Origin of the sequence: Variovorax sp. UMC13, assembly GCF_014170375.1 — a bacterium.
Taxonomy (GTDB): Bacteria; Pseudomonadota; Gammaproteobacteria; order Burkholderiales; family Burkholderiaceae_C; genus Variovorax.
Genome location: NZ_LZZW01000030.1, coordinates 101,239 through 127,138 on the forward strand (window position 1 = coordinate 101,239; position 25,900 = coordinate 127,138).

General features: G+C 68.9%; 26 protein-coding genes and 1 riboswitch. Of the genes, 10 read left to right on the forward strand and 16 right to left on the reverse strand.

Features of this window, described 5'->3' with window-relative positions:
• The first annotated feature begins 69 nt into the window (after positions 1–69).
• Both A9977_RS24040 and A9977_RS24045 read left to right on the forward strand, forming a co-directional pair.
• Positions 70–537: a FecR domain-containing protein gene (locus A9977_RS24040; protein ID WP_183027369.1), complete on the forward strand. Its 468-nt coding sequence runs from the start codon at positions 70–72 to the stop codon at positions 535–537.
• Positions 537–1,136, forward strand: a complete 600-nt coding sequence (locus tag A9977_RS24045; protein WP_183027370.1) for an OmpA family protein — start codon at positions 537–539, stop codon at positions 1,134–1,136. Before A9977_RS24040 ends, A9977_RS24045 begins: the two co-directional genes overlap by 1 nt.
• 25 nt (positions 1,137–1,161) lie before the next feature.
• Here A9977_RS24045 and tyrS read toward each other — a convergent pair whose 3' ends face one another.
• Positions 1,162–2,394 (reverse strand): tyrosine--tRNA ligase, encoded by a 1,233-nt coding sequence (gene tyrS / locus A9977_RS24050; protein WP_183027371.1) that lies wholly within the window; start codon positions 2,392–2,394, stop codon positions 1,162–1,164.
• A gap of 159 nt (positions 2,395–2,553) precedes the next feature.
• Here tyrS and A9977_RS24055 point away from each other — a divergent pair, with 159 nt between their 5' ends.
• Together A9977_RS24055 and A9977_RS24060 are read left to right on the forward strand one after the other, a co-directional pair.
• Positions 2,554–3,903 carry a M23 family metallopeptidase gene (locus A9977_RS24055; protein WP_183027372.1) on the forward strand — a complete coding sequence of 450 codons (1,350 nt, stop codon included), beginning with the start codon at positions 2,554–2,556 and terminating at the stop codon, positions 3,901–3,903.
• A 21-nt stretch (positions 3,904–3,924) separates the two neighbouring features.
• Positions 3,925–5,043, forward strand: a complete 1,119-nt coding sequence (locus tag A9977_RS24060) for an anhydro-N-acetylmuramic acid kinase (RefSeq protein WP_183027373.1) — start codon at positions 3,925–3,927, stop codon at positions 5,041–5,043.
• Positions 5,044–5,047: 4 nt separating this feature from the next.
• Here the strand turns inward: A9977_RS24060 and mdtD are convergent, their stop codons facing one another.
• The 4 genes from mdtD to rplM all read right to left on the reverse strand — a co-directional run bounded on the left by mdtD (position 5,048) and on the right by rplM (position 8,123).
• A complete protein-coding gene (gene mdtD / locus A9977_RS24065) occupies positions 5,048–6,466 on the reverse strand; it encodes a multidrug transporter subunit MdtD (RefSeq protein ID WP_183027374.1) in 1,419 nt (472 codons plus the stop codon).
• A 106-nt stretch (positions 6,467–6,572) separates the two neighbouring features.
• Positions 6,573–6,944, reverse strand: a complete 372-nt coding sequence (erpA, locus tag A9977_RS24070) for an iron-sulfur cluster insertion protein ErpA (RefSeq protein WP_183027375.1) — start codon at positions 6,942–6,944, stop codon at positions 6,573–6,575.
• A 342-nt stretch (positions 6,945–7,286) separates the two neighbouring features.
• Complete coding sequence (rpsI, locus tag A9977_RS24075) at positions 7,287–7,679, reverse strand: 30S ribosomal protein S9 (protein ID WP_183027376.1); 393 nt, start codon at positions 7,677–7,679, stop codon at positions 7,287–7,289.
• A 12-nt stretch (positions 7,680–7,691) separates the two neighbouring features.
• Positions 7,692–8,123 (reverse strand): 50S ribosomal protein L13, encoded by a 432-nt coding sequence (gene rplM / locus A9977_RS24080; protein ID WP_062479213.1) that lies wholly within the window; start codon positions 8,121–8,123, stop codon positions 7,692–7,694.
• Positions 8,124–8,335: 212 nt separating this feature from the next.
• On the opposite strand from rplM, the gene A9977_RS24085 reads away from it, so the two are divergent.
• Positions 8,336–9,265 carry a 23S rRNA (adenine(2030)-N(6))-methyltransferase RlmJ gene (locus tag A9977_RS24085; protein ID WP_183027377.1) on the forward strand — a complete coding sequence of 310 codons (930 nt, stop codon included), beginning with the start codon at positions 8,336–8,338 and terminating at the stop codon, positions 9,263–9,265.
• 7 nt (positions 9,266–9,272) lie between these two features.
• On the opposite strand, the gene A9977_RS24090 is transcribed toward A9977_RS24085, so the two are convergent.
• From A9977_RS24090 to ahcY, 4 genes are read right to left on the reverse strand one after another with little or no spacing between them, the layout of a single operon-like run.
• Positions 9,273–9,980, reverse strand: coding sequence for a septal ring lytic transglycosylase RlpA family protein (locus tag A9977_RS24090; protein WP_259652123.1), 708 nt, complete (start codon positions 9,978–9,980; stop codon positions 9,273–9,275).
• On the reverse strand, positions 9,977–10,810 hold the full coding sequence (gene metF / locus A9977_RS24095) for a methylenetetrahydrofolate reductase [NAD(P)H] (protein ID WP_183027378.1): 834 nt from the start codon (positions 10,808–10,810) through the stop codon (positions 9,977–9,979). Before metF ends, A9977_RS24090 begins: the two co-directional genes overlap by 4 nt.
• Positions 10,788–11,591: a TlyA family RNA methyltransferase gene (locus tag A9977_RS24100; protein ID WP_183027379.1), complete on the reverse strand. Its 804-nt coding sequence runs from the start codon at positions 11,589–11,591 to the stop codon at positions 10,788–10,790. The genes metF and A9977_RS24100 overlap by 23 nt, the downstream gene beginning before the upstream one ends.
• Before the next feature lie 15 nt (positions 11,592–11,606).
• A complete protein-coding gene (ahcY, locus tag A9977_RS24105; RefSeq protein ID WP_183027380.1) occupies positions 11,607–13,046 on the reverse strand; it encodes an adenosylhomocysteinase in 1,440 nt (479 codons plus the stop codon).
• A 65-nt stretch (positions 13,047–13,111) separates the two neighbouring features.
• A riboswitch (S-adenosyl-L-homocysteine riboswitch) is annotated at positions 13,112–13,179 on the reverse strand.
• 141 nt (positions 13,180–13,320) lie between these two features.
• On the opposite strand from ahcY, the gene A9977_RS24110 reads away from it, so the two are divergent.
• On the forward strand, positions 13,321–13,986 hold the full coding sequence (locus A9977_RS24110; RefSeq protein WP_183027381.1) for a hypothetical protein: 666 nt from the start codon (positions 13,321–13,323) through the stop codon (positions 13,984–13,986).
• Between the two features lie 115 nt (positions 13,987–14,101).
• Positions 14,102–15,730, forward strand: a complete 1,629-nt coding sequence (locus A9977_RS24115) for a peptide chain release factor 3 (protein ID WP_183027382.1) — start codon at positions 14,102–14,104, stop codon at positions 15,728–15,730.
• A 15-nt stretch (positions 15,731–15,745) separates the two neighbouring features.
• Here A9977_RS24115 and A9977_RS24120 read toward each other — a convergent pair whose 3' ends face one another.
• From A9977_RS24120 to A9977_RS24130, 3 genes are read right to left on the reverse strand one after another with little or no spacing between them, the layout of a single operon-like run.
• Positions 15,746–16,549, reverse strand: coding sequence for an ABC transporter permease (locus tag A9977_RS24120; RefSeq protein WP_183027383.1), 804 nt, complete (start codon positions 16,547–16,549; stop codon positions 15,746–15,748).
• A gap of 1 nt (position 16,550) precedes the next feature.
• A complete protein-coding gene (locus A9977_RS24125; RefSeq protein WP_183027384.1) occupies positions 16,551–17,399 on the reverse strand; it encodes an ABC-2 family transporter protein in 849 nt (282 codons plus the stop codon).
• A complete protein-coding gene (locus A9977_RS24130) occupies positions 17,396–18,391 on the reverse strand; it encodes an ATP-binding cassette domain-containing protein (protein WP_183027385.1) in 996 nt (331 codons plus the stop codon). Before A9977_RS24130 ends, A9977_RS24125 begins: the two co-directional genes overlap by 4 nt.
• A gap of 103 nt (positions 18,392–18,494) precedes the next feature.
• Here A9977_RS24130 and A9977_RS24135 point away from each other — a divergent pair, with 103 nt between their 5' ends.
• Complete coding sequence (locus A9977_RS24135) at positions 18,495–19,322, forward strand: HAD-IIB family hydrolase (protein WP_183027386.1); 828 nt, start codon at positions 18,495–18,497, stop codon at positions 19,320–19,322.
• A 10-nt stretch (positions 19,323–19,332) separates the two neighbouring features.
• Here A9977_RS24135 and A9977_RS24140 read toward each other — a convergent pair whose 3' ends face one another.
• Entirely contained in the window at positions 19,333–20,577 is a 1,245-nt protein-coding gene (locus tag A9977_RS24140) for an MFS transporter (protein ID WP_183027387.1), read from the reverse strand.
• Positions 20,578–20,665: 88 nt separating this feature from the next.
• Here A9977_RS24140 and A9977_RS24145 point away from each other — a divergent pair, with 88 nt between their 5' ends.
• Both A9977_RS24145 and A9977_RS24150 read left to right on the forward strand, forming a co-directional pair.
• Complete coding sequence (locus A9977_RS24145; protein ID WP_183027388.1) at positions 20,666–21,238, forward strand: TetR/AcrR family transcriptional regulator; 573 nt, start codon at positions 20,666–20,668, stop codon at positions 21,236–21,238.
• A 128-nt stretch (positions 21,239–21,366) separates the two neighbouring features.
• Complete coding sequence (locus A9977_RS24150; protein WP_183027389.1) at positions 21,367–22,809, forward strand: NAD-dependent succinate-semialdehyde dehydrogenase; 1,443 nt, start codon at positions 21,367–21,369, stop codon at positions 22,807–22,809.
• Between the two features lie 296 nt (positions 22,810–23,105).
• Here A9977_RS24150 and A9977_RS24155 read toward each other — a convergent pair whose 3' ends face one another.
• From A9977_RS24155 to A9977_RS24165, 3 genes are all read right to left on the reverse strand, one after another.
• A complete protein-coding gene (locus A9977_RS24155) occupies positions 23,106–24,185 on the reverse strand; it encodes a Fic family protein (RefSeq protein ID WP_183027390.1) in 1,080 nt (359 codons plus the stop codon).
• Between the two features lie 112 nt (positions 24,186–24,297).
• The gene (locus tag A9977_RS24160) at positions 24,298–25,269 is read right to left on the reverse strand and encodes a tripartite tricarboxylate transporter substrate binding protein (RefSeq protein WP_183027391.1); all 972 of its coding nucleotides are present in this window, start codon (positions 25,267–25,269) and stop codon (positions 24,298–24,300) included.
• A 112-nt stretch (positions 25,270–25,381) separates the two neighbouring features.
• The gene (locus A9977_RS24165; RefSeq protein WP_183027392.1) at positions 25,382–25,882 is read right to left on the reverse strand and encodes a hypothetical protein; all 501 of its coding nucleotides are present in this window, start codon (positions 25,880–25,882) and stop codon (positions 25,382–25,384) included.
• Positions 25,883–25,900 lie beyond the last annotated feature (18 nt).

Below are 25,900 nucleotides of genomic sequence, written 5' to 3' on the forward strand. Positions count from 1 at the left end.
TGAATTATCGCGGTGTGAGGGAACGCGGCGGTCGGTCGCTTACCATGGCGGACCCTCCCCCGCCCCACCATGAAAACCCGATACCTGCCCCTTCTTTGCGCCCTGACCGTGCTCTGCGGCGCAGCGTTCGCGCAGAGCGCCGCCCCCGCCGAACAGCCCGCCGGCACGGTCAAGTCCGTGCGCGGCGACGTGCAGCTGCTCGGTTCCGGCGGCGTGGCGCGCCCCGCCACGCCCGGCGACGCGCTGTCGCCCATCGACCGCGTCGTGACCGGCCCGGACTCCGCCGCCAGCGTGGTGCTGCGCGACGGGACCACCATGGTGCTCGGCCCCTCGTCGCGGCTGGACGTCAAGGAGTTCCATTTCGATGCCACCACCCACGACGGCGGCCTGCTGGTCTCGCTGCTGCGCGGTTCGATGCGCATGATCACCGGCCTGATCGGCAAGGCCCATCCCGATGCCATCCGCATCGAGACCCAGACCGCGACCATCGGCATCCGCGGCACAGACTTCATCGTGCAGGCCGATCCCCAACCGTGATGTCCCTCCGCCTTCTCGCCGCGCTCGCCCTGAGCGCCCTGCTCGCCGCCTGTGCAGCGCCCGCCACCCGCGTCGTGCTGCTGCCGCAGGACGACGGCTCCGCCTCCGCGGTGGTGGTCAGCGCCAACGGTGGCCAGGAAACGCTCAGCAAGCCCTACGCACGCGCCACCGCGGCCCGCGGCGCCACCGGCGCCCCGGTCGTCGACCAGGCCGACCCGGCCAAGGTCGCGGCCGAGAACCGCAGCCTGTTCGAGCTCCGGCCGCCGCCCCCGCAGCGCTACACCGTGTTCTTCGACCTGGGCGGGACGGCGCTGGCCGGCGACTCCCAGTCCACCTTGACCGAGGCCCTGGCCGCGGCGCTGGCCCGCAGCGGCGGCGAAATCGTGGTCACCGGCCACACCGACACGGTCGGCTCGGTCGAGCAGAACGACGACCTGTCGCGCCGGCGTGCCCAGCAGGTGCGACAGATGTTCACGGACCGCGGCTTCCCCGTGGCCAGGATCCTGGCCATCGGCCGCGGCGAACGCGAACTGGCGGTGCAGACCCCCGACGAGACCGTGGAACCGCGCAACCGGCGCGTGACGATCGAAGTGCGCTGATGAGGCGCGAGAAGAGGCTGGCGCCTCAGCCCAGCAGCACGCGCGCGAACTTGCGCTTGCCGACCTGCACCACGTAGTTGCCGGCCTCGAGCTTGAGGCCCTTGTCGGAGACCACCGCCGAGTCGACGCGCACGCCGCCGCCGTCGATCAGCCGGTTGCCCTCGGAAGTCGACGCCGCCAGCCCGGCCTGCTTGAGCAGCTGGGCGATGCCCAGCGGCGCGCCCGACAGGCTCACCTCGGGGATCTCGTCCGGCACGCCGCCCTTGCTGCGGTTGACGAAATCCTGCTCGGCCGCATCGGCGGCCGCCGCGTCGTGGAAGCGCGCGGTGATTTCCTTGGCCAGCGCGACCTTGGCGTCCTTGGGATTGCGCCCGCCCGCGATCTCGGCCTTGAGCGCCTCGATCTCGGCCAGCGAGCGGAAGCTCAGCAGCGTGTACCAGCGCCACATCAGGTCGTCGGAGATCGACAGCACCTTCGCGAACATGGTGTTGGCCGGCTCGGTCAGGCCGATGTAGTTGTTCTTGCTCTTGGACATCTTCTCGATGCCGTCGAGCCCCTCCAGCAGCGGCATAGTGAGTATGCACTGCGGTTCCTGGCCGTATTCCTGCTGAAGATGGCGTCCGACCAGGAGATTGAACTTCTGGTCGGTGCCGCCCAGTTCCAGGTCGCTCTTGAGCGCCACCGAGTCGTAGCCCTGCATCAGCGGGTAGAGGAACTCGTGCACCGAAATGGACTGGCCGGCCTTGAAACGCTTGGTGAAATCGTCGCGCTCCATCATCCGGGCCACCGTGTACTTGGCGGCCAGCTGGATCATGCCGCGCGCGCCCAGCGGGTCGCTCCATTCGGAGTTGTAGCGGATCTCGGTCTTCGAGGGGTCCAGCACCAGGCTGGCCTGGCGGTAGTAGGTCTGGGCGTTGGCCTCGATCTGCTCGCGGGTCAGCGGCGGGCGGGTGCTGTTGCGGCCGGAAGGGTCGCCGATGGTGGTGGTGAAGTCGCCGATCAGGAAGATCACGGTGTGGCCCAGATCCTGCAACTGGCGCATCTTGTTCAGGACCACCGTATGACCGATGTGAATGTCCGGCGCCGTCGGATCCAGCCCCAGCTTGATGCGCAGCGGCGTGCCACTGGCCTCGGCGCGCTGCAGCTTGCGCACCCACTCGTCCTGGGGCAGCAGCTCGTCGGTGCCGCGCAGCGACACTTCAAGCGCGTGTCCTACAGTATCAGAGAGGGGTTGGGATGTAACAAGCTCGGGCTTCATTGGGACTTTTTGGCAGTTTCAGGCGGCGCCGAAGCTATACTCAGCCCGACTTTTCACAAGCGTCGGATTCTAAGCGGCGCTTTCTTCAGCACCGTCCTACAGACGTGCACTGCAAGCGGTGCACCGAGGACCCGCTGAACCGACACAGGGCCCTAGACGTTGATCCACGCCATTCTCGCCGCCGAGGAGTTGCTCGCTTCCCGCGTGGCCCACACGTTCCGCACGTACCCGAAGCACATCGCCGGCGCCATCGGCGCGCTGCTGCTGTGCGCGGGCGGCGGTGCCTTCGCCGTCGCTTCGCTGGGCCCCGACGTGGCCGATCTGCCGGTCCAGCAAGTGCTGGAGGCGGTCAAGCCGCTGGTCGCCGACGACCAGGTCGAAGCGCTCGACAACCACGACTTCACCCTCTTCCGCACCGAACTCACGCGTTCGAGCGACACCATCGAGGCGCTGCTCAAGCGCCTGGGCATCGCCGACCCGGCGGCCGCCGCCTTCGTGCGCGGCAATGCCGAGGCGCGCGCCGCGCTGCTCAACCGCACCGGCCGCACTGTCACCGCCGAAGCCGCCCGTGACAACACGCTGCAGCGCCTGAGCGCCCGCTGGATTCCCGACGGCGACGGCGCCTTCAAGCGCCTGGTGGTGGTGCGCGGCGCCAAGGGCTTCAGCGTGCGCACCGAGGTCGACCAACTCACGGCCGCCAGCCGCCTGGCCAGCGGCGTGGTGCGCAGCTCGCTGTTCGCCGCCACCGACGAGGCCCGCATTCCCGACGCCGTCGCCAGCCAGCTGGCCGACATCTTCTCGAACGACGTCGACTTCCGCTCGCTGCGCAAGGGCGACCGTTTCGCCGTGGTGTACGAGACCTTCGAGGCCGACGGCCAGTCGCTGCGCAGCGGCCGCGTGCTGTCGGCGGAATTCGAGAGCAACGGCAAGACCCACCAGGCGCTCTGGTTCCAGGAGCCCGGCAAGAAGGGCGGCTACTACCGCCCGAACGGCGACAGCCTGGTGCGCGCCTTCCTGGCCTCGCCGGTCGAGTTCTCGCGCATCTCCAGCGGCTTCGCGATGCGCATGCACCCGATCATGAACAGCTGGCGCCAGCACAACGGCATCGACTTCGCGGCGCCCACGGGCACCGCGGTGCGCGCGGTCGGCGACGGCACGGTGGAGTTCGCCGGCCGCCAGAACGGCTACGGCAACATCATCATCCTGAAGCACCGGAACAACCAGCAGACGGTCTACGCCCACCTGAGCCGCATCGACGTCAAGGTCGGCCAGAGCGTGAACCAGAGCCAGTTCATCGGCGCGGTCGGCTCGACCGGCTGGGCCACCGGCCCGCACCTGCACTTCGAATTCCGCGTCAACGGCCAGTACACCAATCCGGCCAACATCGCCCAGCAGGACGGCGGCACGCCGATCACCGCCGCGGCACGCCCGGCCTTCAACCGGCTGGCGATCGCCACCCGCATGGAGCTGTCGGCCGCCTTCTCGGTGGTGCAGGCCAGCGCCGAATAAGGCACTCCCCGGACATCGCGCATGGCTGAGCGCTTCATCGGCCTGATGTCGGGCACCTCGCTCGACGGGGTCGACGGCGTGCTGGCTGCGTTCTCCGACGCCGGCCGGCCCACGGTCGTCGGCCATGCCACGGCCGATTTCCCGCCCGCGCTGCGCGCGGAGCTGCTGGCCCTCAACACCGCCGGCGACAACGAACTCCATCGCGCCGCCCTGGCGGCCAACGGCCTGGTCGGCGTCTATGCCGGCGTGATCCGCCAGCTGCTGGCCGATGCCGGCCTGGTCGCCGCGGACATCACCGCCATCGGCGCCCACGGCCAGACCGTGCGCCACCGGCCGGGCGAGTTCGACGGCCTGGGCTACACGCTGCAGCTCGACAACCCCGCGCTGCTGGCCGAACTCGCCGGCATCGACGTGGTGGCCGATTTCCGGCGCCGCGACGTCGCCGCCGGCGGCCAGGGCGCGCCGCTGGTGCCGGCCTTCCACCGCGCGGTGTTCGGACGTGCCGACCACACGGTCGGCGTGCTCAACCTCGGCGGCATCGCCAACCTCAGCGTGCTGCCCGCCGCGGGCGCGCAAGGCCCGGTGCTGGGCTTCGATTGCGGCCCCGCCAACGCGCTCATGGACCACTGGTGCCAGACCCACACCGGCCAGCCCTTCGACGCGGGCGGCCGCTGGGCCGCGAGCGGCCAGGTGCGGCCCGCGCTGCTGGCCCGGATGCGTGCCGACCCCTTCTTCGCCAAGGCCCCGCCCAAGAGCACCGGCCGCGACCTGTTCCACCCGACCTGGCTGGCGGCGCGGCTGGGCGACGACGCCAGCGCGCCGGCCGACGTGCAGGCCACGCTCTGCGAACTCACGGCCGCCGCCTGCGCCGACGACCTGCGCCGCTACGGCGCGGCGGCGCAGGAACTGGTGGTCTGTGGCGGTGGCGCGCTCAACACGCACCTGATGCAGCGGCTGGCGGCCCTGCTGCCGGGCGTGCAGGTCATGTCCTCGGCCGAACGCGGCCTGCCGCCCCAGCAGGTCGAGGCTGCGGCCTTTGCCTGGCTGGCGCGGGCCACGGTGCGCCGCGAGCCCGGCAACCTGGCCAGCGCGACCGGCGCCCGGGGCGAACGCGTGCTGGGCGCGCTCTACCCCGCCTGAGCGATCAGCCCTGGCCCGAGACCTCGGGCTGCGCCGGCTGCACCGCACGCGCCTGCGGCGGCAGATGCCAGAAGATCATGGCCGAGGCCAGCGTGATCAGCCCCATGGTGGCGAAGGTGGCCTGGAAGGCATGCAGCGTGTCCACCGAGGCCTGGGTGCCGAACATGCCGGTGTAGCCGCCCAGCACCGAGCTCGCGGCCGCCACGCCCAGGCTCATGGCCAGCATCTGCACCATCGACAGCAGGCTGTTGCCGCTGCTGGCCATGCTGCCGTCGAGGTCGCGCAGCGTCACGGTGTTCATCGCGGTGAACTGCAGCGAGTTGACCGCGCCGAAGAACAGCAGCTGCAGCAGGTGCACCACCAGCGGCTGCCCCGGCGCGGCGAAGGCGAAAGTGGCCATCGCGACGCCGACCAGGGCGGTGTTCACGACCAGCACGCGGCGGTAGCCGAAGTTCGTGATCAGCGGCGTGGTGAAGCGCTTCATCGCCATCCCCGCCAGCGCGATGGGCAGCATCATCAGCCCCGCCTGCACCGGGGAGTAGCCCATCGACACCTGCAGCAGCAGGGGCACCAGGAAGGGCATGCAGCTGCTGCCCAGGCGCGAGAACAGGTTGCCCAGCAACCCGATGCTCAGCGTGGGCACCTTGAACAGCAGGGGCGAGAACAGCGGCGCCGGCTCGCGCGCGGCGCGCAGCCAGTAGGCCGTGAGGCTGGCGAAGCCGAACACCAGCAGCACGAAGACGCTGACCTGGCGCAGGCCGAGCTCGGCCACGCCGTCGAGGGCCAGCGAGATGCTCACCATGCCCAGGGCCAGCATCGCGTAGCCGGCTGCATCGAAGCGCTGCTGCACCGCGCCGCGCAGGTCGGGCATGAAGCGCAGCGTGGCGATGCAGCCCAGCAGCCCCACCGGCACGTTGATCAGGAAGATCCAGTGCCAGGACGCGTATTGCACCAGCCAGCCGCCCAGCGTCGGCCCCAGCAGCGGCCCGATCAGGCCCGGGATGGCGACGAAGCTCATGGCCTGCAGGAACTCGCTGCGCGGCACGGTGCGCAGCAGCGACAGCCGCCCCACGGGCAGCAACAGCGCGCCGCCCAGCCCCTGTACCACGCGCGATGCGACCAGTTGCCCCAGGCTCTGCGACAGCGCGCAGGCCACCGAGCCCAGCACGAAGAGCACGATGGCCGAGAAGAAGATCCGTCGGGTGCCGAAGCGGTCGGCGATCCAGCCCGAGGCCGGGATCAACATCGCCATCGTCAGCGAATAGGCCACCACCACCGACTGCATGCGCAGCGGGCTCTCGCCCAGGCTCGCGGCCATGGCCGGCAGCGCGGTGTTGATGATGGTCGCGTCCAGCGTCTGCATGAAGAAGCCGACGGCGACCAGCCACAGGAGGCTCTTGCGGGCCGAGATCTCAGAAGCCATGGAGAGGGGAAGGGGTCAGCGACAGGCAACAAAAAACCGCCCTGGGGCGGTTTGTCGGGAGATCGAGGGGGTCAGACGCAAGACCGGCACCCTCTGGATCCGCGGTTCAGGCCGAGAAGCTCGAGCCGCAGCCGCAGGTGCTGGTGGCGTTCGGGTTCTTGATCACGAACTGGGCGCCCTGCAGGTCTTCCTTGTAGTCGATCTCGGCGCCGACCAGGTATTGGTAGCTCATGGCATCGATCAAGAGCGACACGCCGTTCTTGGTCATGGTCGTGTCGTCTTCGTTGGTGATCTCGTCGAAGGTGAAGCCGTACTGGAAGCCGGAGCAGCCGCCGCCCTGCACGAACACCCGCAGCTTGAGCTCGGGATTGCCCTCTTCGGCGATCAGATCGGCCACCTTGGCCGCCGCGCTGTCGGTGAAGACGATCGGCTCGGGCATCTGGGTGGGGGTCTGGATGGTTTCGGCAACAGCGCTCATGTGCGGGACTCCTGTGGGGTGGGCCGAACAAGCGGCCAATGGGAGGATGCTACTTCAACAAAGCAAAAGCCGCCCGGAGGGCGGCTTTCGGCAATGCACGAAGTGCGGATATTCGCGTCGCGAGGGCCTGCAGCGCAAGGCGCGAACCGGAACCGAGTCTGGCGACGGCTCGCAACCTCGCCTGCGGAAAGCAGGCGACAAAAAGCCGCCCGGAGGCGGCTTTCGGCACAAACGAAGTGCATGTATTCGCGTAGCGAGGGCCTGCAGGGCAAGGCGCAACCCGGAGCCGGACTGACGTCCGGCGAGGATTGCAACGCGGCCATGCAGGTCCGCAGTAGCGAATCAGCGCTTCGAGAATTGCTTGCGGCGACGGGCGGAGTGCAAACCGACCTTCTTCCGCTCGACTTCACGCGCATCGCGCGTCACGAAGCCAGCCTGGCTCAGCACCGGCTTCAGCGTCGCGTCGTAGTCGATCAGGGCGCGGGTGATGCCGTGGCGCGCAGCGCCGGCTTGACCCGATTCGCCGCCACCGGCCACGTTGATCATGATGTCGAAGGTTTCGACGTTGTTCGTCAGGAACAGCGGTTGCTTCGCGATCATGATGGAGGTCTCGCGGCCGAAATAGGCCTGGATGTCCTTGCCATTGACCGTGATCTTGCCGGTGCCTTTTTTGATGAACACACGAGCGACGCTGGATTTGCGACGGCCGGTGCCATTGTTCCATTCACCAATCATTCTCAAGGCTCCTTACAGTTCCAGCACTTTGGGCTGTTGGGCGGTATGCGGGTGCTCAGCGCCACCGTACACCTTGAGTTTCTTGATCATCGCGTAACCGAGCGGGCCCTTGGGCAGCATGCCCTTGACAGCCTTTTCCAGGGCGCGGCCCGGGTGCTTGTTCTGCATGTCGCGGAAGTTCGTCGCCGTGATACCGCCCGGGTAGCCCGAGTGACGGTAGTACACCTTGTCGATCGACTTGGCGCCGGTGACGCGCAGTTGCGCGGCGTTGATGATGACGATGTAGTCACCGGTATCGACGTGAGGCGTGTAAATGGCCTTGTGTTTGCCGCGCAAACGGAGAGCAACTTCGCTGGCTACTCGTCCGAGGACCTTGTCGGTCGCGTCAATCACAAACCACTCGTGCGTCACGTCAGCGGGCTTGGCGCTGAACGTTTTGGTCATGAGTTTTTCTCTTCAAAAGAGGGTTTGGCGGGCCCTTTTCCACGGTCGGCGTTCCTCTGGTGGGAATCTCTTAGGTGGGATCCGCAACACCGCCGAAACGGTGGTTGCGCGCTTCGCCGCGGGGTCACAAAACGCTGCGAAGCCCTCGATTATACGAAGAATCAAGGACTTGGAGCAACCTGACCCGCCCGGTGCGGGTACGATCGACCCCTATGTTCAGTTACCGCCACGCCTTCCACGCCGGCAACCACGCCGACGTGCTCAAGCACACGGTGCTGATTGCCACGCTCGACCACATGCTGGAAAAAGACGCGGCGCTCACCGTTGTCGACACCCACGCCGGCGCCGGCCTGTACCGGCTGGACGGCGACTACGCCGACACCAGCGGCGAAGCCAGCCAGGGCGTGCTGCGCCTGCTGGCGCCGCCGCCGCCCGCGGCCCCGCCCAAGAAGGGCGCCCCGCCCAAGGCCGAGGTGCCACAGGCCGACGCGATCACACGCTACCTCGAGGTGATCGGCGACTTCAACCCCAAGGGCGGCGCCCGGATCTACCCGGGTTCGCCCTTCATCACGCAGCACTTGCTGCGCGACCACGACCGGCTCAAGCTGTTCGAGCTGCACCCGACCGACGGCCGCACGCTCACGGCGAACATCGCGCAGCTCGATGCCGGGCGCCAGATCTCGGTGCTCACCGAGGACGGCTTCGGCAGCGCCACCAAGTTCCTGCCGCCGCCCTCGCGCCGCGCGCTGGTGCTGTGCGACCCGAGCTACGAGATCAAGAGCGACTACGCGCGGGTGCTCGATTTCGTCGAAGGTGCGCTCAAGCGCTTCGCCACCGGCACCTACGCGGTCTGGTACCCGATCATCCCGCGGCCCGAGGCGCACGACCTGCCGCGCCGGCTCAAGACCATGGCGACCAAGGCCGGCAAGTCCTGGCTGCACGCCACGCTGACGGTCAAGTCGAGCAAGATCACGACCACGCCCGCGGGCGAGACGCGCCGCCCCGGCCTGCCGGCCAGCGGCATGTTCCTGATCAACCCGCCCTACACGCTCAAGGCGCAGATGGCGGCCGCGTTGCCCCAGCTGGCCGAACGCCTGGGCCAGGACCGCAACGCGACCTTCTCGCTCGACGCGGGCGGCTGAACAGGCCCTAGCGTCGGCGCCGCACCGGCGCCTTGCGCGCCGGCCGGGCCACCGGCGCGGCCGCCTGCACCTCGGGCGCCGACTGCTGCAGCGCCTCCACATCGGCCACCTCGCCGTTGCAGCGCATGCCCGGCTGGTCGACCACATGCAGCGCCACCTGCTTGATGCCCATGCTCAGCATGTCGAGCGCCTCGGCGGCGGCACGGCTCAGGTCGATGATGCGGCCGGGCCCGAAGGGGCCGCGGTCGTTGATGCGCACCAGCACCTCGCGCCCGTTGACCAGGCTGCGCACGCAGACCACGGTGCCGAAGGGCAAGGTGCGGTGCGCGGCGGTCATGGCGCCCATGTCGAAGCGTTCGCCGTTGGCGGTCCTGCGCATGTGGAAGCCGATGCCGTACCAGGAGGCGCCGCCGCGCTGGAAGATCGTGCGCGGGCCGTCGTCGCCTGGCACGCCGTCGTCGGGTGTGAGCTCGTCCGGTCCTGAGACCGCCAGGTCGTAGCGCACCGAAGGCACGTCGGAACGCGGGGCCACGCCGGGTGGCACGGCCAGGCCGGTGGGAAGGGGCTTCAGGGCGAGGTCGGGCGAGATGGCGCCAGCCACGGGCTCGGTGGGCGCATCGGGGGCCGGCGGCAGCGCGCAGGCCGTCATCAGGACGCCCGCTGCCAGGCTCAGCAGCGCCGCGCGCCAGGGTCCATGGCGCGCGCGACAACTCATGCGTCCAGCCCGAGTCGCTCCAGCAGCGCGAGCGTGGCCGTGGCCTGGTTCATGGTGTAGAAGTGCAGCGCCGGGGCCCCGCCCGCGCACAGGCGCTCGCACATCTGCGCCACCGCATCGAGGCCGAAGGCCTTGATCGAGGCCGTGTCGTCGCCGTAGCTCTGCAGCCGCAGCCGTATCCAGCGCGGGATCTCGGCGCCGCAGGCATCGGAGAAGCGCATCAGCTGGGTCGAGCTGGTGATGGGCATCACGCCGGGCACGACCGGGGTGTCGATGCCCAGCCGCCGGGCGTCGTCGACGAAACGGAAATACGCGTCGGCGTTGAAGAAGTACTGCGTGATGGCCGAGTCGGCGCCGGCCCTGGCCTTGGCGGCGAAGGCCTGCAAGTCGGCCTCGGGCGAACGCGCCTGGGGATGGACCTCGGGGTAGCAGGCGACCTCGATATGGAAATCGCGGCCCGTCTCGGCGCGGATGAAGCCGACCAGGTCGCTCGCGTACTGGAACTCGCCGCCCACGCCGTAGCCGCTGGGCAGGTCGCCGCGCAGCGCCACCAGCCGCTTCACGCCCATGGCCTTGAGTTCGGCCAGCTGCTCGCGCACCGTCGCGCGGGTGGCGCCGATGCAGGAGAAGTGGCTGGCCGCGTCCACGCCCTCGGCCAGGATCTCGCCCACCGCGGCGAAGGTGCCCGCATGGGTCGAGCCGCCCGCGCCGTAGGTCACGGAGCAGAACTCGGGCTTCATCTCGTAGAGCTGCTGGCGCACGGCGCGCAGCTTGACCGCGCCCTCGGGCGTCTTGGTCGGGAAGAACTCAAAGCTCAGCGGAAGGCGCACGTGCGGCTCCTGGGTCGCCGTCCGCGTGGACGGCATGAATGAAGAACTCGCGGTTGCCGTCGCCGCCGGCGATCGGGCTGTCGATCCAGCGCAGCACGCGCAGGCCCAGCGCGGCGCAGCTCTCGCGCAGCCGCTGTTCGACGATCGGGTACATCGCGTCGTCGCGCACGATGCCGCCCTTGCCCACCTGGCCCGGCTGCAGTTCGAACTGAGGCTTGACCAGCAGCAGCAGCTCGCCTTCGGCCGCCAGAAAAGGCACGACCGCGGGCAGCACCAGCGTGAGCGAGATGAAGGACAGGTCGGCCACGACCAGGTCGAAATCAGTGCGCTCGACCTCGTCCTGCAGGTCGTCGATGACCAGCGCGCGCGCATTGACCTTCTCGATGGCCGTCACGCGCTCGTCCTCGCGGATGCGCGCATGCAGCTGGCCATGGCCGACGTCGATGCCCACCACCTGCGCCGCGCCATGCTGCAGCAGGCAGTCGGTGAAACCGCCGGTCGACTGGCCCACGTCGAGGCAGTGCTTGCCCGTGGGGTCGACGCCGGTGGCGCGCAAGGCGCCTTCCAGCTTGAGCCCGCCACGCGAGACATAGCGCGACTCCGCGGCATCGGCGAGCTCGAGCTCGGCCGAGGCGGGGATCTCGTCGCGGTTCTTGCCCACGCTGCGCCATTCGGCGCCGCTGCCGGCATCGCGCCAGCGCAATCCGCCCGCGATCAGGCGGACGGCCTGTGAACGCGAGGCCGCGAGGCCCCGCTCCACCAACAATTGATCAGCGCGCAAAGCTTGGGTGCGCCATCAATAACGGTAGGTGTCCGCCTTGTACGGACCCGCCTTGTCGACGCCGATGTAGGCGGCTTGTGCGTCGGTCAGTTCGGTCAGCATGGCGCCGACCTTCTTCAGGTGCAGGCGCGCGACCTTCTCGTCCAGGTGCTTGGGCAGCACGTAGACCTTGCCGGCCTGGTAGGCGTCGGGCTTGGTGAACAGCTCGATCTGGGCGATGGTCTGGTTGGCGAAGGACGAGGACATCACGAAGCTCGGGTGGCCCGTGCCGCAGCCCAGGTTCACCAGGCGGCCCTTGGCCAGCAGGATGATCTTCTTGCCATCGGGGAAGGTGATGTGGTCGACCTGCGGCTTGATCTCTTCCCATTCGTACTTCTCGATCGACGCGACGTCGATCTCGTTGTCGAAGTGGCCGATGTTGCAGACGATGGCCTGGTCCTTCATCTTGGCCATGATGTCGTGCGTGATCACGTCCTTGTTGCCGGTGGTGGTCACGAAGATGTCGGCCTTGTCGGCGGCGTATTCCATGGTCACGACCTTGTAGCCTTCCATCGCGGCCTGCAGCGCGTTGATGGGGTCGATCTCGGTGACCCAGACCTGCGCCGACAGTGCGCGCAGCGCCTGGGCCGAGCCCTTGCCCACGTCGCCGTAGCCGGCCACGCAGGCCACCTTGCCGGCGATCATCACGTCGGTCGCGCGCTTGATGCCGTCGACCAGCGATTCGCGGCAGCCGTAGAGGTTGTCGAACTTGCTCTTGGTGACCGAGTCGTTGACGTTGATCGCGCGGAACAGCAGCGTGCCCTTGGCCGACATCTCGTTGAGGCGGTGCACGCCGGTGGTCGTTTCCTCGGTCACGCCGATGATCTCGGCCGACTTGCGGGTGTACCAGGTGCTGTCCACGGCCAGCTTGGCCTTGATGGCGGCGTACAGGATGCGTTCTTCTTCGCTCGTCGGGTTGGCGAGCACGCCCAGATCCTTCTCGGCGCGCTGGCCCAGGTGCATCAGCAGCGTGGCGTCGCCGCCGTCGTCCAGGATCATGTTCGGGCCTTCGCCCTTCGAACCCTTGGGGCCGAAGTCGAAGATGGCGTGGGTGTAGTCCCAGTAGTCCTTCAGCGACTCGCCCTTGATGGCGAACACCGGCGTGCCCTTTTCGGCGATGGCGGCGGCGGCGTGGTCCTGCGTGGAGAAGATGTTGCAGGAGGCCCAGCGCACTTCGGCGCCCAGGGCTTGCAGCGTCTCGATCAGCACGGCCGTCTGGATGGTCATGTGCAGCGAGCCCGTGATGCGCGCGCCCTTGAGCGCCTGGCCCTTCGAGAACTCTTCACGGATGGCCATCAGGCCGGGCATCTCGGTTTCCGCGATGCGGATTTCCTTGCGGCCCCAGGCGGCGAGGGACAGGTCGGCGATCGCCTGGTCGGCGGTGGAGAGGGGGGTGGGCTTGAGAACAGCGCTCATGGAAACTCCAAAACTTGTTTGAACGAGGCCACTGTGGTCGACGGAAAAACTCACCGCGCGAGAACAGCGGATGAGCGTCGTTGCGATGGGTCCGAGCCTCACGCCTGGCGGCGCTGCAACGCTCCTCGGAGCGCGGATTTTAGCCCACTGCGCCGTGGGCCGTGCGCCGCGAGTCGGGGCCCCGGCCGACAGATGCGCCCGCCGCCGAAGTCCACCATGTCGCTTCGATCGCGTGACAGCGCCGCTGGCGTCTGGCGTGGTCGCCCGAGGTTCCATGCATTCCCTCTTTGCCAAACTCCCTTCGGCCGCCCTGGCCGGCGCCGTGCTCGCGGCCGGTATCGCCTTGCCGCTTTCGGCGTCGGCCCAGAACGCTTCCGCGAGCGCGCCCGCGGCGGCCCCGCTGGTCCGCATCCGCGGCACGGTGGTCTACAACGACACGAAGCAACTGATCGTCAAGGACCGCGGCGGCGAGGTGGTCACGCTCGCGCGCGCGGCCGACCTGCCGGTGTCGGAGGTCTACCGGATCAAGCTGGCCGACATCAAGCAGGGCAGCTTCGTCGGCACGGCCGCGATGCCGCAGCCCAACGGCACCCAGAAGGCGCTCGAGGTGCTGGTGTTCCCCGAGGCCGCGCGCGGCACCGGCGAAGGCCACTTCCCCTGGGACCTGCAGCCCCAGAGCACCATGACCAACGCCACGGTGGCCGACCTCGCCGCCGCGCCCTCGTCCGCGCGCGGCGGCCAGCAGCTCAAGCTCAGCTACAAGGGCGGCGAGAAGACGGTGATCGTGCCGCCGAACGTGCCCGTCGTGACCTTCAGGCCCGGCACCGACGCCCTGCTCACGCCCGGTGCCAAGGTGCTGGTCAACGCCCAGGAACGCAACGGCACGCCGACCGCCATGCGCGTGATCGCGGGGCGCCACGGCTTCACGCCGCCGATGTAACAAGCCCGGCCGCCCCGCAGCCCGGGGGCGGCTCGCTAAAATCGACGGCTTTGCGTAGCCGCCGCGCCGTGAGCGCCTCGCGCTTACCGTCCTTCGCGCGCCCCGCGTTCACGCCATGACCTTCGAATCCGAAACCCGCCGCCGTCGCACCTTCGCGATCATTTCCCACCCCGACGCGGGCAAGACCACGCTGACCGAGAAGCTGCTGCTGTTCTCGGGCGCGATCCAGATCGCCGGCTCGGTCAAGGCGCGCAAGGCCTCGCGCCACGCGACCTCCGACTGGATGGAGATCGAGAAGCAGCGCGGCATCTCGGTGGCCTCCTCGGTCATGCAGATGCTGTACCGCGACCACGTGATCAACCTGCTCGACACGCCCGGCCACAAGGACTTCTCGGAAGACACCTACCGCGTGCTCACCGCCGTCGACTCGGCGCTGATGGTGATCGACGCGGCCAACGGCGTGGAAGCGCAGACGCGCCGGCTGATCGAAGTCTGCCGCCAGCGCGACACGCCCATCATCACCTTCGTCAACAAGATGGACCGCGAAGTGCGCGAGCCGCTGGACATCCTCGACGAGATCGAGCGCGAGTTGGGCATGCCCTGCGTGCCCATGACCTGGCCCGTGGGCCAGGGCAAGAGCTTCGGCGGCATCATGAACCTGCGCACGCAGACCATGACGGTGTTCGACTCGGGCAAGGAACGCCTGCCGCAGGACTTCGAGACCATCGCGCTGGACAACCGCGCCGAGCTGATCAAGCGCTTCGGCGCCGAGTTCGAGAACGCCGAGCAGAGCATGGAGCTCGCCGCGGGCGCCTCGCCCGCCTGGGACCGCGAGGCCTTCCTGGCCGGCAAGCAGACGCCGGTGTTCTTCGGCTCGGGCGTGAACAACTTCGGCGTGATGGAAGTGCTCGACGCGCTGGTCGACCTGGCGCCGGCGCCGCAGTCGCGCACCAGCACCACCATCGTCAACCGCCAGCCGGTGGTCAAGGAGATCCAGCCCGCGGACAAGGACTTCGCCGGCGTGGTGTTCAAGGTGCAGGCCAACATGGACCCCTCGCACCGCGACCGCATCGCCTTCGTGCGCATGGCCTCGGGCAAGTACACGCCGGGCATGAAGCTCAAGGTGCAGCGCACCTCGAAAGAACTGCGCCCCACCAGCGTCGTGACCTTCATGAGCCAGCGCCGCGAGGCCGTCGAGGAAGCCTACGCAGGCGACATCGTGGGCTTCACCACCCACGGCGGCGTGCAGCTGGGCGACACCATCACCGACGGCGCGAGCCTGATGTTCACCGGCCTGCCCTTCTTCGCGCCCGAGCTCTTCATGACCGTGATCCTGAAGAACCCGCTGCGCACCAAGCAGCTGCAGCAGGGCCTGGCCCAGCTGGGTGAAGAGGGCGCGATCCAGGTCTTCCGGCCCGAGGTCGGCGGCCCGATGCTGCTGGGCGCTGTCGGGCAGCTGCAGTTCGAAGTGGTGCAGCACCGCCTGAAGGCCGAGTACGACGCCGACGTGCGGCTCGAGGGCTGCCAGTACACCGGCGCGCGCTGGATCACGGCCGACACCCCGGCCGAGCTGCGCGAGTTCGTCCACGCCTACCCGGTGCGCATGGCCAAGGACGCGGCCGACACCCTGGCCTTCCTCTGCACCTCGCCCTACGACGTGCGGCTGGCGCAGGAACGCTTCCCCAAGATCCACTTCCATCCGCTGCGCGAGCATGCGGGGCTGGCACTGCAGAGCGCCGGCTGACAGGCCACCGGCGGGCTAACTGCCCGTCGACGCATAGCGCCGCAGCCCCAGCCGCCACGCGCCGAAGGCCGCGGCCAGGAAGACGAAGCCCGCGAGCGGCGACAGCGCGCCCATCCAGGCCGGTGCGCCCAGCGGATCGGCCTTGCCCAGGATCGCCAGCGCCGGGTAGTAGGCCACGCAGGCCAGCGGCACGACGAAGGTCAGCACGCGGCGGAACCAGTTCGCATAGAGCGCCAGCGGGTACTGCGCCGCCTGCACGCCACCGTAGGTCAGCACGTTGGCGACCTCCAGGCTCTCGACGGTCCAGAAGGCCAGCGTGCCCTGCAGCACCAGGATGCCGAGGAACAGCGCGATGCCGCCGGCCAGCGCGAACAGCGCCACGGCCACCGTGGCCGGCGTCCAGGCGATGGGCGCCTGGTGGGTGGCGAACACCAGCACCGCCACGCCCTGCAGCAGCCGGCCCAGGCGGCTGATGCGGAAGTCGTGCCCCATGAGTTGCAGCGCCAGCGGGCGCGGGCGCAGCAGCAGCCGGTCGAAGGCGCCGGTGCGCAGGAATTCGGTGCCGAGCACGTCGAAGCCGCGCCCCAGCGCATCGGCGATCGCGAACATGCAGTTCACCAGCCCGTAGAACAGCGCCACCTCGCCGATGTGCCAGCCCTGCACGCTGCCGAAGCGATGGAACAGGGCCCAGACGGCGACCATCTCGATGCCCGTGCCCAGGAACTGGCCCACGGTCAGCAGCAGTGCGGACGCGGGATAGCGCGCCTGGCCGCCCACGGAGGCGCGCACCAGGCGGAGGAACAGGGGAAGCGCGCCCATCTCAGCCGCCCTGCACCTGCAGGTTGCGCATCGTGCGCCCCATCGCGAAGCGGCCCAGCGCGACCAGCACCGCGATCCAGAAGCACTGCAGCCCCAGGCCGCCCGCCGCCTGCCAGCCGCTCAGCTGCCCGAAGTAGAGCCGTGCCGGAATGTCCATCAGGCCGGCCAGGGGCTGGACCAGCAGCGCGGCCTGCCAGGCGTCCGGCAGCAGTGCGAGCGGCAGCAGGTTGCCCGACAGCACGATGACCACCGGCGTCGCCACCGCATTGATGCCGCGCTCGTTGAGCGCCGCCGTGGCCGCCACGTTGAGCAGCATCACCATCGCGGTCGAGAGCAGCAGCGCGAGCCCCGCCGACAGCAGGAAGGCGGCGCCCGCCGCCACGCTCGCCGGCAGTTGCCAGGCCCAGTCGCCCAGGCCCGCCAGCGGCAGCGCGACCGCGGCGAAGGCGGCCATGAGCGCCACGCGCGGCAGCAGGCGCGCGGCAATCCAGCCGGCGCTGCGCGCGAACCACAGCGCATAGGCGTCCACCGGGCGCAGCCGGTCGTAGGCGACCGCACCGGTGCGCACCGCCTGCCCCACCTCCGGGTCGCCCATCCAGGGCATCAGCACCAGCATGCCCTGGGCCAGCCAGGTGTAGGTGATGGCCTGTGCGAGCGACATCGGCGAGCTGGCGCCCGCGATGGCCGTGCCGCCGTAGAAGGCGGCGAACACCATCACCTTGATGCCGCCCCACCAGCACTGCGTGGCGAAGCCCGCGAGCGCGGCGGTGCGGTACTGCAGCATCTGCAGGAAGCGCGAGGCGAAGGCGGCGACGTAGGGGCGCGTCGCCGCGCGCAGGCCGCGGCTCATGCCTCGGCCGCGCCATGCATGGCGTAGAAGCGCGCGATCACGGCCTCGATCGCCAGGCCTTCGAGCCGCAGGTCTTCCACCGGATGCGCGGCCGCGATGCGTGCGATCAGGGCCGGGGCCGTGGTCACGGCAGGATCGAAATCGAGCACCAGCGTCTGGCCGTCGCGCGCATGCACGGTCGCGCCCAGCACCTGCGTCGGCAGCGCGGCGCCCTGCGCGAAATCGACCACCAGCCGGCGCTCGGCCATCACCTGCGCACGCAAGGCTTCGACCGGGCTGTCGGCCAGCACGCGGCCGTGGCCGATCACGATCACGCGCCGCGCCAGCGCCTCGATGTCGTGCATGTCGTGGGTGGTCAACAGCACGGTGGTGCCGCGCTCGCGGTTGGCGCGCCGCACGAAGTCGCGCACCGCCAGCTTCGAGGGCGCATCGAGGCCGATGGTCGGCTCGTCGAGGAACAGGATCTCGGGTTCGTGCAGCAGCGCCGCCGCGATCTCGGCGCGCATGCGCTGGCCCAGCGAGAGCTGCCGCACGGGTTGGTCGAGCACCCGCTCCAGGTTCAGCAGCGCCACCAGTTCGTCGCGCGTGCGGCGGTAGCGCTGCGGGTCGACGCGGTAGATGTCGCGCAGCAGGTCGAAGCCGTCGCCCACCGGCAGGTCCCACCACAGCTGCGTGCGCTGGCCGAAGACCACGCCGATGCGCGCCACGTGCCGCTCGCGGTCCTGGAACGGGTCGTGGCCGTCGATCTCCACCCGGCCGCCGTCGGGCCGCAGGATGCCCGCAAGGATCTTGATGGTGGTGGACTTGCCCGCGCCGTTGGGCCCGATGAAGCCCAGCAGCTCGCCGCGCTCGAGCGAGAAGGACACGCCCGACAGCGCCGCCACCGTGCGGTGGCGGCGGTGCACGAGCCCGCGCAGCGCGCCCATCACGCCCGGGTCGCGCTCGGAGATGCGGTAGGTCTTGAGGAGCTGGTCGACGAGGATGTGGGGCATGGAGAGGGCCGCGCCGGCCCTGGAGGCGCGGCGGGGGCGGGATGCTACACGAAAGCCGAAACGCCACCCGGTACGATCACGGCCCCTTCAGAGATTCCTTGCCATGCCCGTGTCTTCTTCCCTGCCCTCCTCGCCCAACCACCTGCTGCCGCTGACCTGTTGGGGCGCAGAGACGCGCGGTGCGCTCGTCGGTGTGTTCACCGACATCGACGACACGCTGACCACCGACGGCGCCATCACGCCCGATGCACTGGCCGCCCTGGCCGCGCTGAAGCAGGCGGGCCTGCGGGTCGCGGCCATCACCGGCCGCCCCGTGGGCTGGAGCGTGCCCTTCGTCACGGCCTGGCCGGTCGATGCCATCGTGGCGGAGAACGGCGCGGTGGCGCTGCTGCCGCTGGCCGACGGGCGCATCGAGAAGCGCTACCTGCAGGACGCCGCCACACGCGCCGCCAACGTCGAGCGCATGCAGGCGGTGCTGCAACGCATCGAGCGCGAGATCCCGGGGGCGGTGCGCGCCACCGACTCGCCGGGCCGCGAGACCGACATCGCGATCGACCACAGCGAGTTCCAGCACCTGAGCGAAGCGCAGATCGCGGCCGTGGTGGCGCTGATGCAGAGCGAAGGCATGCGCGCGACCGTGAGCAGCATCCACATCAACGGCTGGTACGGCGAGCACAACAAGCTGGTGGGCGCACGCTGGATCGTGCGTGAACTCTGGGACCGCGACCTCGACCGCGAGATGGACCGCTGGGCCTATGTCGGCGACTCGACCAACGACCAGCTGATGTTCAAGACCTTCGACCACAGCATCGGCGTGGCCAACGTGGTGCGCTTCGTGCCGCAGCTCGCCGACCTGCCGCACTACGTGACGGCGGGCGAGCGCGGCGCGGGCTTCGCCGAGGCCGCGGCCGCGATCCTCGGCGCGCGCTGAGCGCCCGCGTTCAGGCGACGGCCACCGGGCGCGGCGCGCGCCACTGCGTCCAGGCGCCGACCAGCGCCATCGCGATCAGGGCCGCCGCATAGCCCTCGACCGTGGTGCGCAGCCCCAGGGTCGCGATCAGCAGCCCGGCGCCCATCGCCGGCACGCTGAACGCCAGGTAGCTGACGAAGAAGATGGCTGCGAACAGCTCGGCCCGTTCGTGCGGCTGGGCCAGCGGCGCCAGGGCCTGCACCTGCGACGAGAAGGACGAGCCGAAGCCCAGGCCGGCGACCACCGCGCCGACGAAGAACAGCGCCACCGAGCCGATCGCGAAGGCGCCGATCAGCAGCGCCGAGCCCGCCGCGATGCACAGCATGCCGAGCAGGGACACCCGTGCGCCGAAGCGGCTCATGAGCGTCGGCGAGGCCGCGCCCATGCCGAACAGCACCGCGATGGCCAGCCCGTTGACGATGCCGCTGTCGATGCCGAACACCTGGCGCAGCAGCGAGGGCACGAGCGACAGGAACAGCCCGCCCAGCGCCCAGCTGGTGACCAGCACCGGCAGGCTGCGCATGAAGACCGCGCGCGCGGCCTTCGGCACCGCCATGCGCGGCACCAGCGAGGCCCAGGCGCCAGGCCGCGGCGTCACGCTCTCGGGCAGGAAGAAGGCGGCCACGGCGGCCAGCGACAGCAGCAGCGCGAGCACGCCGAAGACCAGCGGCACCGGGTCGCGCGTCATCGACACCGTCAGCCCGGTCAGCAGCGCGCCCACGGCCAGGCCGGCCAGCGGCGAGACGCTGGTGATCAGCATGCCCAGGCGCTTGCGCGCAGAAGGCGCGGCCTCCACCACCGCCGCGCTGAGCGTGCCGCTGGCCACGCCCGTGGCCAGGCCCTGCACGATGCGCGCAGCGACGATGCCGCCGATGCTGCGGGCCATCAGGAACATCACCATGGCCGCCGCCTGCAGCACCAGCGCCACCACGATCACCGGGCGCCGCCCCACATGGTCAGACAGCGAGCCGCCCACCAGCAGCGAGGCCAGCAGCGCCAGCGCATAGACCGCGAACGCGACCGTCAGCAGCGCCGAGGAAAAGCCCCAGCGCTGCTGGAACAGCACGAACAGCGGCGACGGTGCCGCGGCGGCGAGGAAGAAGGTGAACAGCACGGCGGCCAGCAGCGCGAAGGCCGCGCCCGCCGGCAGGCGCCAGGGCGTGGCCGCGCCGCTGGCCAGCGGCGCCCTCGAGGCGGGAGAAGAGGAGGAAGGCATGGGATCCTTTAACGCAAATAAATTTGCTTTTGCGTATTGTAGGCAGGCTGGATTTTTAATGCAACGATCTTTGCGTTAAAGTGGCGCCATGGACTCTTCTCCCATCCTTCGCCGCCCCGGCGGCCGCAGCGCCCAGGTGCAGACCGTGGTGCGCAAGGCGCTGGAGGAACTGGTGGCCGAGCACGGCCGCGAGAAGGTCACGGTGCCGGCCGTGGCCGAGCGCGCGGGCGTCAGTGCCTCCAGCATCTACCGCCGCTGGGGCGACATGGCCGGGCTGCTGGCCGAGACCGCCACGAAACGCCTCGATCCCAAGCGGCCGCTGCCCGACACCGGCGACCTGCAGCGCGACATGACCGCCTGGGCCAAGGAACTGATCGAGCACCTGGGCCAGCCGCGCAGCACCTCGCTGCTCAAGGCGGCCGCTGCGCTCCACAACGACGACGACACCGACTGCCTGCGCAACCGGCGCGCCGAAGCCAGGACGCTGATCGACCAGGCCCTGGCCCGCGGCGACCGCGCGCCCGAACTGCGCCAGGTGATCGACCATGTGGTCGCGCCCATCGTCTACCGGCTGATCTTCGGCAAGGCGCCCCTGGCGCCAGCCACGGCCACGCAGCTGGTCGATGAGCTTTTCGCCATCGTGGGCACTCCGACCCGCTGAAGAGAAAAGACGCGCGGGTGGCGTAGCATCGTGCGCTCGGCCCCGCGCCGATGCCCGCGACGGCGGCGCCTCACCCCGGTCCCCGTCCACCCCCCTTCCTCCATCTGTTGTCCGACGAAAGACGCCTCATGACCACTTCCTATCCCTCGACCCAGTTGCTGATCGCCAACGAATGGGTCGACGCCGTGAGCGGCAAGACGCTCGACGTGCGCAACCCCGCCAACGGCCAGGTGATCGGCCAGGTCGCGCACGCCGGCATCGCCGACCTCGACCGGGCGCTGGCCGCCGCGCAGAAGGGCTTCGAAGCCTGGCGCGACGTGCCGGCCAACGAACGCGCCGCGATCATGCGCCGCGCCGCCGGCCTGATCCGCGAGCGCGCCGGCGAGATCGCGCAGGTGCTCACGCAGGAGCAGGGCAAGCCGCTGGCCGAAGCCAAGGGCGAGACGCTGGCCTCGGCCGACATCATCGAATGGTTCGCCGACGAAGGCCGCCGCGTCTACGGCCGCATCGTGCCTTCGCGCAACCTGGCGTCGCAGCAGCTGGTGATGAAGGAGCCCGTGGGCCCGGTCGCGGCCTTCACGCCCTGGAACTTCCCGATCAACCAGGTGGTGCGCAAGCTCGGCGCCGCGCTGGCCGCCGGCTGCTCCTTCCTGGTCAAGGCACCGGAAGAAACGCCCGCCGCACCCGCCGCGCTGATCAAGGCGTTTGTCGATGCGGGCATTCCGTCGGGCACCGTGGGCCTGGTGTTCGGCGACCCGGCCGAGATCTCGAACTACCTGATCCCGCACCCGATCATCCGCAAGATCACCTTCACCGGCTCCACGCCCGTGGGCAAGCAACTGGCCGCGCTGGCCGGCGCCCACATGAAGCGCGCAACGATGGAACTGGGCGGCCACGCACCGGTGATCGTGGCCGAGGACGCCGACGTGGCGCTGGCCGTCAAGGCGGCCGGTGCCGCCAAGTTCCGCAACGCCGGCCAGGTCTGCATCTCGCCGACCCGCTTCCTGGTGCACAACAGCCTCAAGGCCGAGTTCGCGCAGCTGCTGGTCAAGCACGCGCAGGGCCTCAAGCTGGGCGATGGCCTGGCCGAGGGCACGACCATCGGCCCGCTCGCCAACGACCGCCGCCTGACGGCGATGGCCAAGGTGGTCGCCGATGCACAAGCCACGGGCGCCACGGTCGCGACCGGCGGCGAACGCGTGGGCAGCAGCGGCAACTTCTTCGCGCCGACCGTGCTGACCGACGTGTCGCTCGACGCCGACGTGTTCAACAACGAGCCCTTCGGCCCGATCGCCGCCATCCGCGGCTTTGACACCATCGAAGAAGCGATCGCCGAATCGAACCGCCTGCCCTTCGGCCTGGCCGGCTACGCCTTCACCGCGTCGATCCGCAACGCGCAGCTGCTCGCGCGCCGCGTCGAGGTCGGCATGCTGTGGATCAACCAGCCCGCCACACCCTCGCCGGAAATGCCTTTCGGCGGCGTGAAGGATTCGGGCTACGGCTCGGAAGGCGGACCGGAGGCGGTCGAGGCCTATCTGAACACCAAGGCGGTGTCGATCATGGCCGGGTGATTGGGTTCGCCCCCGAGGGCGGCGCGCACTGCGTGTCGCTTCGCCTTCCCCCTCCGGGGGCAACACCGGCGGCCCGGCAAAGCCGGTTCCGCGGTAGCACTGGGCCCTCCCCCGAGGGCTCGCGCACTGCGTGTCGCTTCGCCTTCCCCCTCCGGGGGCAACACCAGCGGCCCGGCAAAGCCGGTTCCGCGGTGTTTCACGAAGAAGAGGGGCGATGCTTTTCTTCTTGAAAAGCCGCGACTGGCGAACGGTGGCGGCTTTTTTCGTTCACGGCACCGGCCTTCTCGCGGTCGCGCTCACCGGCTTGACGACTCGCGCTGCAGGATCTCGGTCAGCACCAGGTTGACGTAGTAGTTGCTGCGCCCGACCTTCTGCTTCTGCACGAAGCCCCCATCGACCAAGGCCTCCAGGTACTTGGTCGCCGTGAGACGCGACACCTTGAGATCTCGCTGAACGAAATCGATCTTCGTATACGGGTGGGTGAAGAGGTTGTTGATCAGGTCTTGGCTGTAGAACTTGTAGCCCTCGCGGATGCGATGCTTGTAATCGGCCAGTGCAACTTTGATGGCATGGATGGTCGCCACCGTTCGTTGTGCGGTTTCCTCCACGGCCTCCAGCAGGTAGATCACCCATTCCTCCCAGCGATCGTCCTCACGCACCATCTGCAGCAAGCGGTAGTAGTTGGACTTGGTTTGAACGATGTAGCTGCTCAGGTACAGCACCGGAATGTCGAGCAGCCCTTCCTTGACCAGATACAGCACATTGAGGATGCGACCCGTGCGTCCGTTGCCGGCATAGAAGGGATGGATGCTCTCGAACTGGTGGTGAATGAGGGCCATCTTGATCAGCGGGTCGACAGAAAGCAGCTCGCTGTCGTTGATGAACTGCTCCAGTCCTCGCATCAACGCCACGATCTCGGCCGGGTCCTGTGGCGGTGTGTAGACCGTCCGTCCGGCACCGTCCTTCAACGCCGTGCCCGGCAGCTTGCGAAAACCCGCGTTGTTGCGCTCCAGCTCCGACTGGATGTCCACGATGTGATTCGCCGTGATCAACCCGCTGGCCTGCACTTGGGCAAATCCGACGCGCAGCGCTTGGCGGTAGCGCAAAACCTCCTTGGCGGCAGGATTGGCGAAGGCCTCGGGAAGCACGTCGTCCTTGAAGAGCTCATCGTGCGTTGTCACGATGTTCTCGATCTCCGAACTGGCCTTCGCTTCCTGCAACCCAAGGGTGTTGATCAGAATGCCCTGGTTCGGGATCGCTGCGGCAATGCCCTTGAGCTCAGCGAGTTGGCGGCTCGCACTGGCGAGCTTCTTCAGGATCGCGGGCGTGTCGAAGCGTGCGGGATCGAGCTGATGAAGAGAAGCGATGGCGACCATGGGCAATGAAAGTTTTTTTGCATGGTAGCCCCGCCCATGTATATAAAAACGGATTTTCTATACATATCGAAGCCGAGATGTATAGAAAAACACGAAATCCATGCGCGAGGCTCTACTGCCCCTTCGCCAACCCCAGCTTCTCGATCACCACCTTCTCCTTCACCACCGTGTCCTGCGCGAACTTGGTGTAGGTCGCCGAGCTCATGTAGTTCGGCAGCATGTCGTAGCGCCCCAGCGAGGCCACGTAGCTCGGTTCCTCCATGGCCTGCTTGAAGGCGTCGTGCAACTTCTTCACCACCTCGGGCGGCGTGCCCTTGGGGGCGCCGATGCCGAAGGGCGAGTTCTGCACCACGTCGTAGCCCAGTTCCTTGAGCGTGGGCGCGTCGGGGAACTTGGCCAGGCGCTTCTCGCCCCAGGTGTTGAGCACGCGCAGCTTGCCGGCCTCGACCTGCGGTGCGAAGCCGGTGCTGTCGGCGGCCGCCATCAGCTGGCCGCTGACCACCGCCAGCATCAGGTCGGCGCTCCCCTTGTAGGGCACGTGCTGCAGCTGGATGCCGGCCTTCTGCGCGACGATCTCGGTGGTGAGGTGCGGACTGGTCAGGTTGCCGGTGGAGCCGTAGGTCAGCTTGCCGGGATTGGCCTTCGCGTAGGCGACGAAATCGGCCCAGGTCTTGAACGGGCTGTCGGCCGGCACCACGATGCCGAAGGCATAGCCGGTCACGTTCAGGACGTAGGTGATGTCCTTGAGCGGGTCCCAGTTGATCTTGGTGGTGTAGCCCAGGCGGAACACGCCGAGCGGAATCTGCGCCACCGTGTAGCCGTCGGGCTGCGAGGTCTGCAGCGCCTGCGCGGGCAGCGTGCCGCCGGCGCCGGGCTTGTTGTCGATGATGACCGGCTGGCCGAGGATCTTGCCGGCGTTGTCGGCCAGCTGGCGCATGGTGATGTCGGTCGGGCCACCGGCCGGGAAGGCGATCACCAGCTTGACCGGTTTCTGCGGAAAGCCCTGGGCCAGGGCTGTCAGGGGGGACACCAGCACGGCGGCGGCCATCGCGATGGCGCAGCGTGAAAAGGAACGGCGGGACATGGTCTCTCCTGAAATCGAATAAGACCTGCATTGGGCCCGCCGCCCTTCCACCCGGCAATCGGGGCTCACCCCCGGTGCTGTCGCGCAGGCGATCGCGCCTGCGCGCGCACGCTCAGCAGCCCGTGGGGCGGCTGCCGCGCATCGGCACCAGGCCGGTCACGCGCAAGGTGGCGCCGCTGTTGTCGGTGGCCGTGAGCTTCTTGCCGCTGAACTGGATGCGATCGCGGTCGCGCTGCACCGCGGTGTCGACGCCCTCGCCGCTGCTGAACTCGCGGCCGTTGACGGTGATGAACGCGACATAGAGCACGTTGGCATCGGGCTGGTAGCGGATGTCACCGAAGGCCGTGCCGTCGCCCAGCACGCGGTTCGCGCCGTCAAACTTGAAGCTGCAGACCTGGGGACTGGAACCGATGGGGTTGATCTTGTCGACGTCGGTCAGGTTCAGCGATCCGTTGCCGTACACGCCGTCCAGGCCGCTCACGCTGGCCTCGGTGATGGTCAGTACGCCCGTGCGGTCGCTGGGGCTTGGATCGTCGTCATTGCCACCGCCGCAAGCGGACAGCAGCGCCGCGGCGGCAAAGGTGACGGCACAGGTCTTGAGCAGAGTGTTCATGGACGGGGTTCCCAGAGA

Bases quoted from the DNA above. Each gene is read 5' to 3' on its own strand.
- A9977_RS24040 (WP_183027369.1), top strand. From the start codon at position 70: ATGAAAACCCGATACCTGCCCCTTCTTTGCGCCCTGACCGTGCTCTGC.
- A9977_RS24045 (WP_183027370.1), top strand. From the start codon at position 537: ATGTCCCTCCGCCTTCTCGCCGCGCTCGCCCTGAGCGCCCTGCTCGCC.
- tyrS (WP_183027371.1), bottom strand. From the start codon at position 2,394: ATGAAGCCCGAGCTTGTTACATCCCAACCCCTCTCTGATACTGTAGGA.
- A9977_RS24060 (WP_183027373.1), top strand. From the start codon at position 3,925: ATGGCTGAGCGCTTCATCGGCCTGATGTCGGGCACCTCGCTCGACGGG.
- mdtD (WP_183027374.1), bottom strand. From the start codon at position 6,466: ATGGCTTCTGAGATCTCGGCCCGCAAGAGCCTCCTGTGGCTGGTCGCC.
- erpA (WP_183027375.1), bottom strand. From the start codon at position 6,944: ATGAGCGCTGTTGCCGAAACCATCCAGACCCCCACCCAGATGCCCGAG.
- rpsI (WP_183027376.1), bottom strand. From the start codon at position 7,679: ATGATTGGTGAATGGAACAATGGCACCGGCCGTCGCAAATCCAGCGTC.
- rplM (WP_062479213.1), bottom strand. From the start codon at position 8,123: ATGACCAAAACGTTCAGCGCCAAGCCCGCTGACGTGACGCACGAGTGG.
- A9977_RS24085 (WP_183027377.1), top strand. From the start codon at position 8,336: ATGTTCAGTTACCGCCACGCCTTCCACGCCGGCAACCACGCCGACGTG.
- A9977_RS24090 (WP_259652123.1), bottom strand. From the start codon at position 9,980: ATGAGTTGTCGCGCGCGCCATGGACCCTGGCGCGCGGCGCTGCTGAGC.
- ahcY (WP_183027380.1), bottom strand. From the start codon at position 13,046: ATGAGCGCTGTTCTCAAGCCCACCCCCCTCTCCACCGCCGACCAGGCG.
- A9977_RS24110 (WP_183027381.1), top strand. From the start codon at position 13,321: ATGCATTCCCTCTTTGCCAAACTCCCTTCGGCCGCCCTGGCCGGCGCC.
- A9977_RS24115 (WP_183027382.1), top strand. From the start codon at position 14,102: ATGACCTTCGAATCCGAAACCCGCCGCCGTCGCACCTTCGCGATCATT.
- A9977_RS24120 (WP_183027383.1), bottom strand. From the start codon at position 16,549: ATGGGCGCGCTTCCCCTGTTCCTCCGCCTGGTGCGCGCCTCCGTGGGC.
- A9977_RS24125 (WP_183027384.1), bottom strand. From the start codon at position 17,399: ATGAGCCGCGGCCTGCGCGCGGCGACGCGCCCCTACGTCGCCGCCTTC.
- A9977_RS24130 (WP_183027385.1), bottom strand. From the start codon at position 18,391: ATGCCCCACATCCTCGTCGACCAGCTCCTCAAGACCTACCGCATCTCC.
- A9977_RS24135 (WP_183027386.1), top strand. From the start codon at position 18,495: ATGCCCGTGTCTTCTTCCCTGCCCTCCTCGCCCAACCACCTGCTGCCG.
- A9977_RS24140 (WP_183027387.1), bottom strand. From the start codon at position 20,577: ATGCCTTCCTCCTCTTCTCCCGCCTCGAGGGCGCCGCTGGCCAGCGGC.
- A9977_RS24145 (WP_183027388.1), top strand. From the start codon at position 20,666: ATGGACTCTTCTCCCATCCTTCGCCGCCCCGGCGGCCGCAGCGCCCAG.
- A9977_RS24150 (WP_183027389.1), top strand. From the start codon at position 21,367: ATGACCACTTCCTATCCCTCGACCCAGTTGCTGATCGCCAACGAATGG.
- A9977_RS24155 (WP_183027390.1), bottom strand. From the start codon at position 24,185: ATGGTCGCCATCGCTTCTCTTCATCAGCTCGATCCCGCACGCTTCGAC.
- A9977_RS24160 (WP_183027391.1), bottom strand. From the start codon at position 25,269: ATGTCCCGCCGTTCCTTTTCACGCTGCGCCATCGCGATGGCCGCCGCC.
- A9977_RS24165 (WP_183027392.1), bottom strand. From the start codon at position 25,882: ATGAACACTCTGCTCAAGACCTGTGCCGTCACCTTTGCCGCCGCGGCG.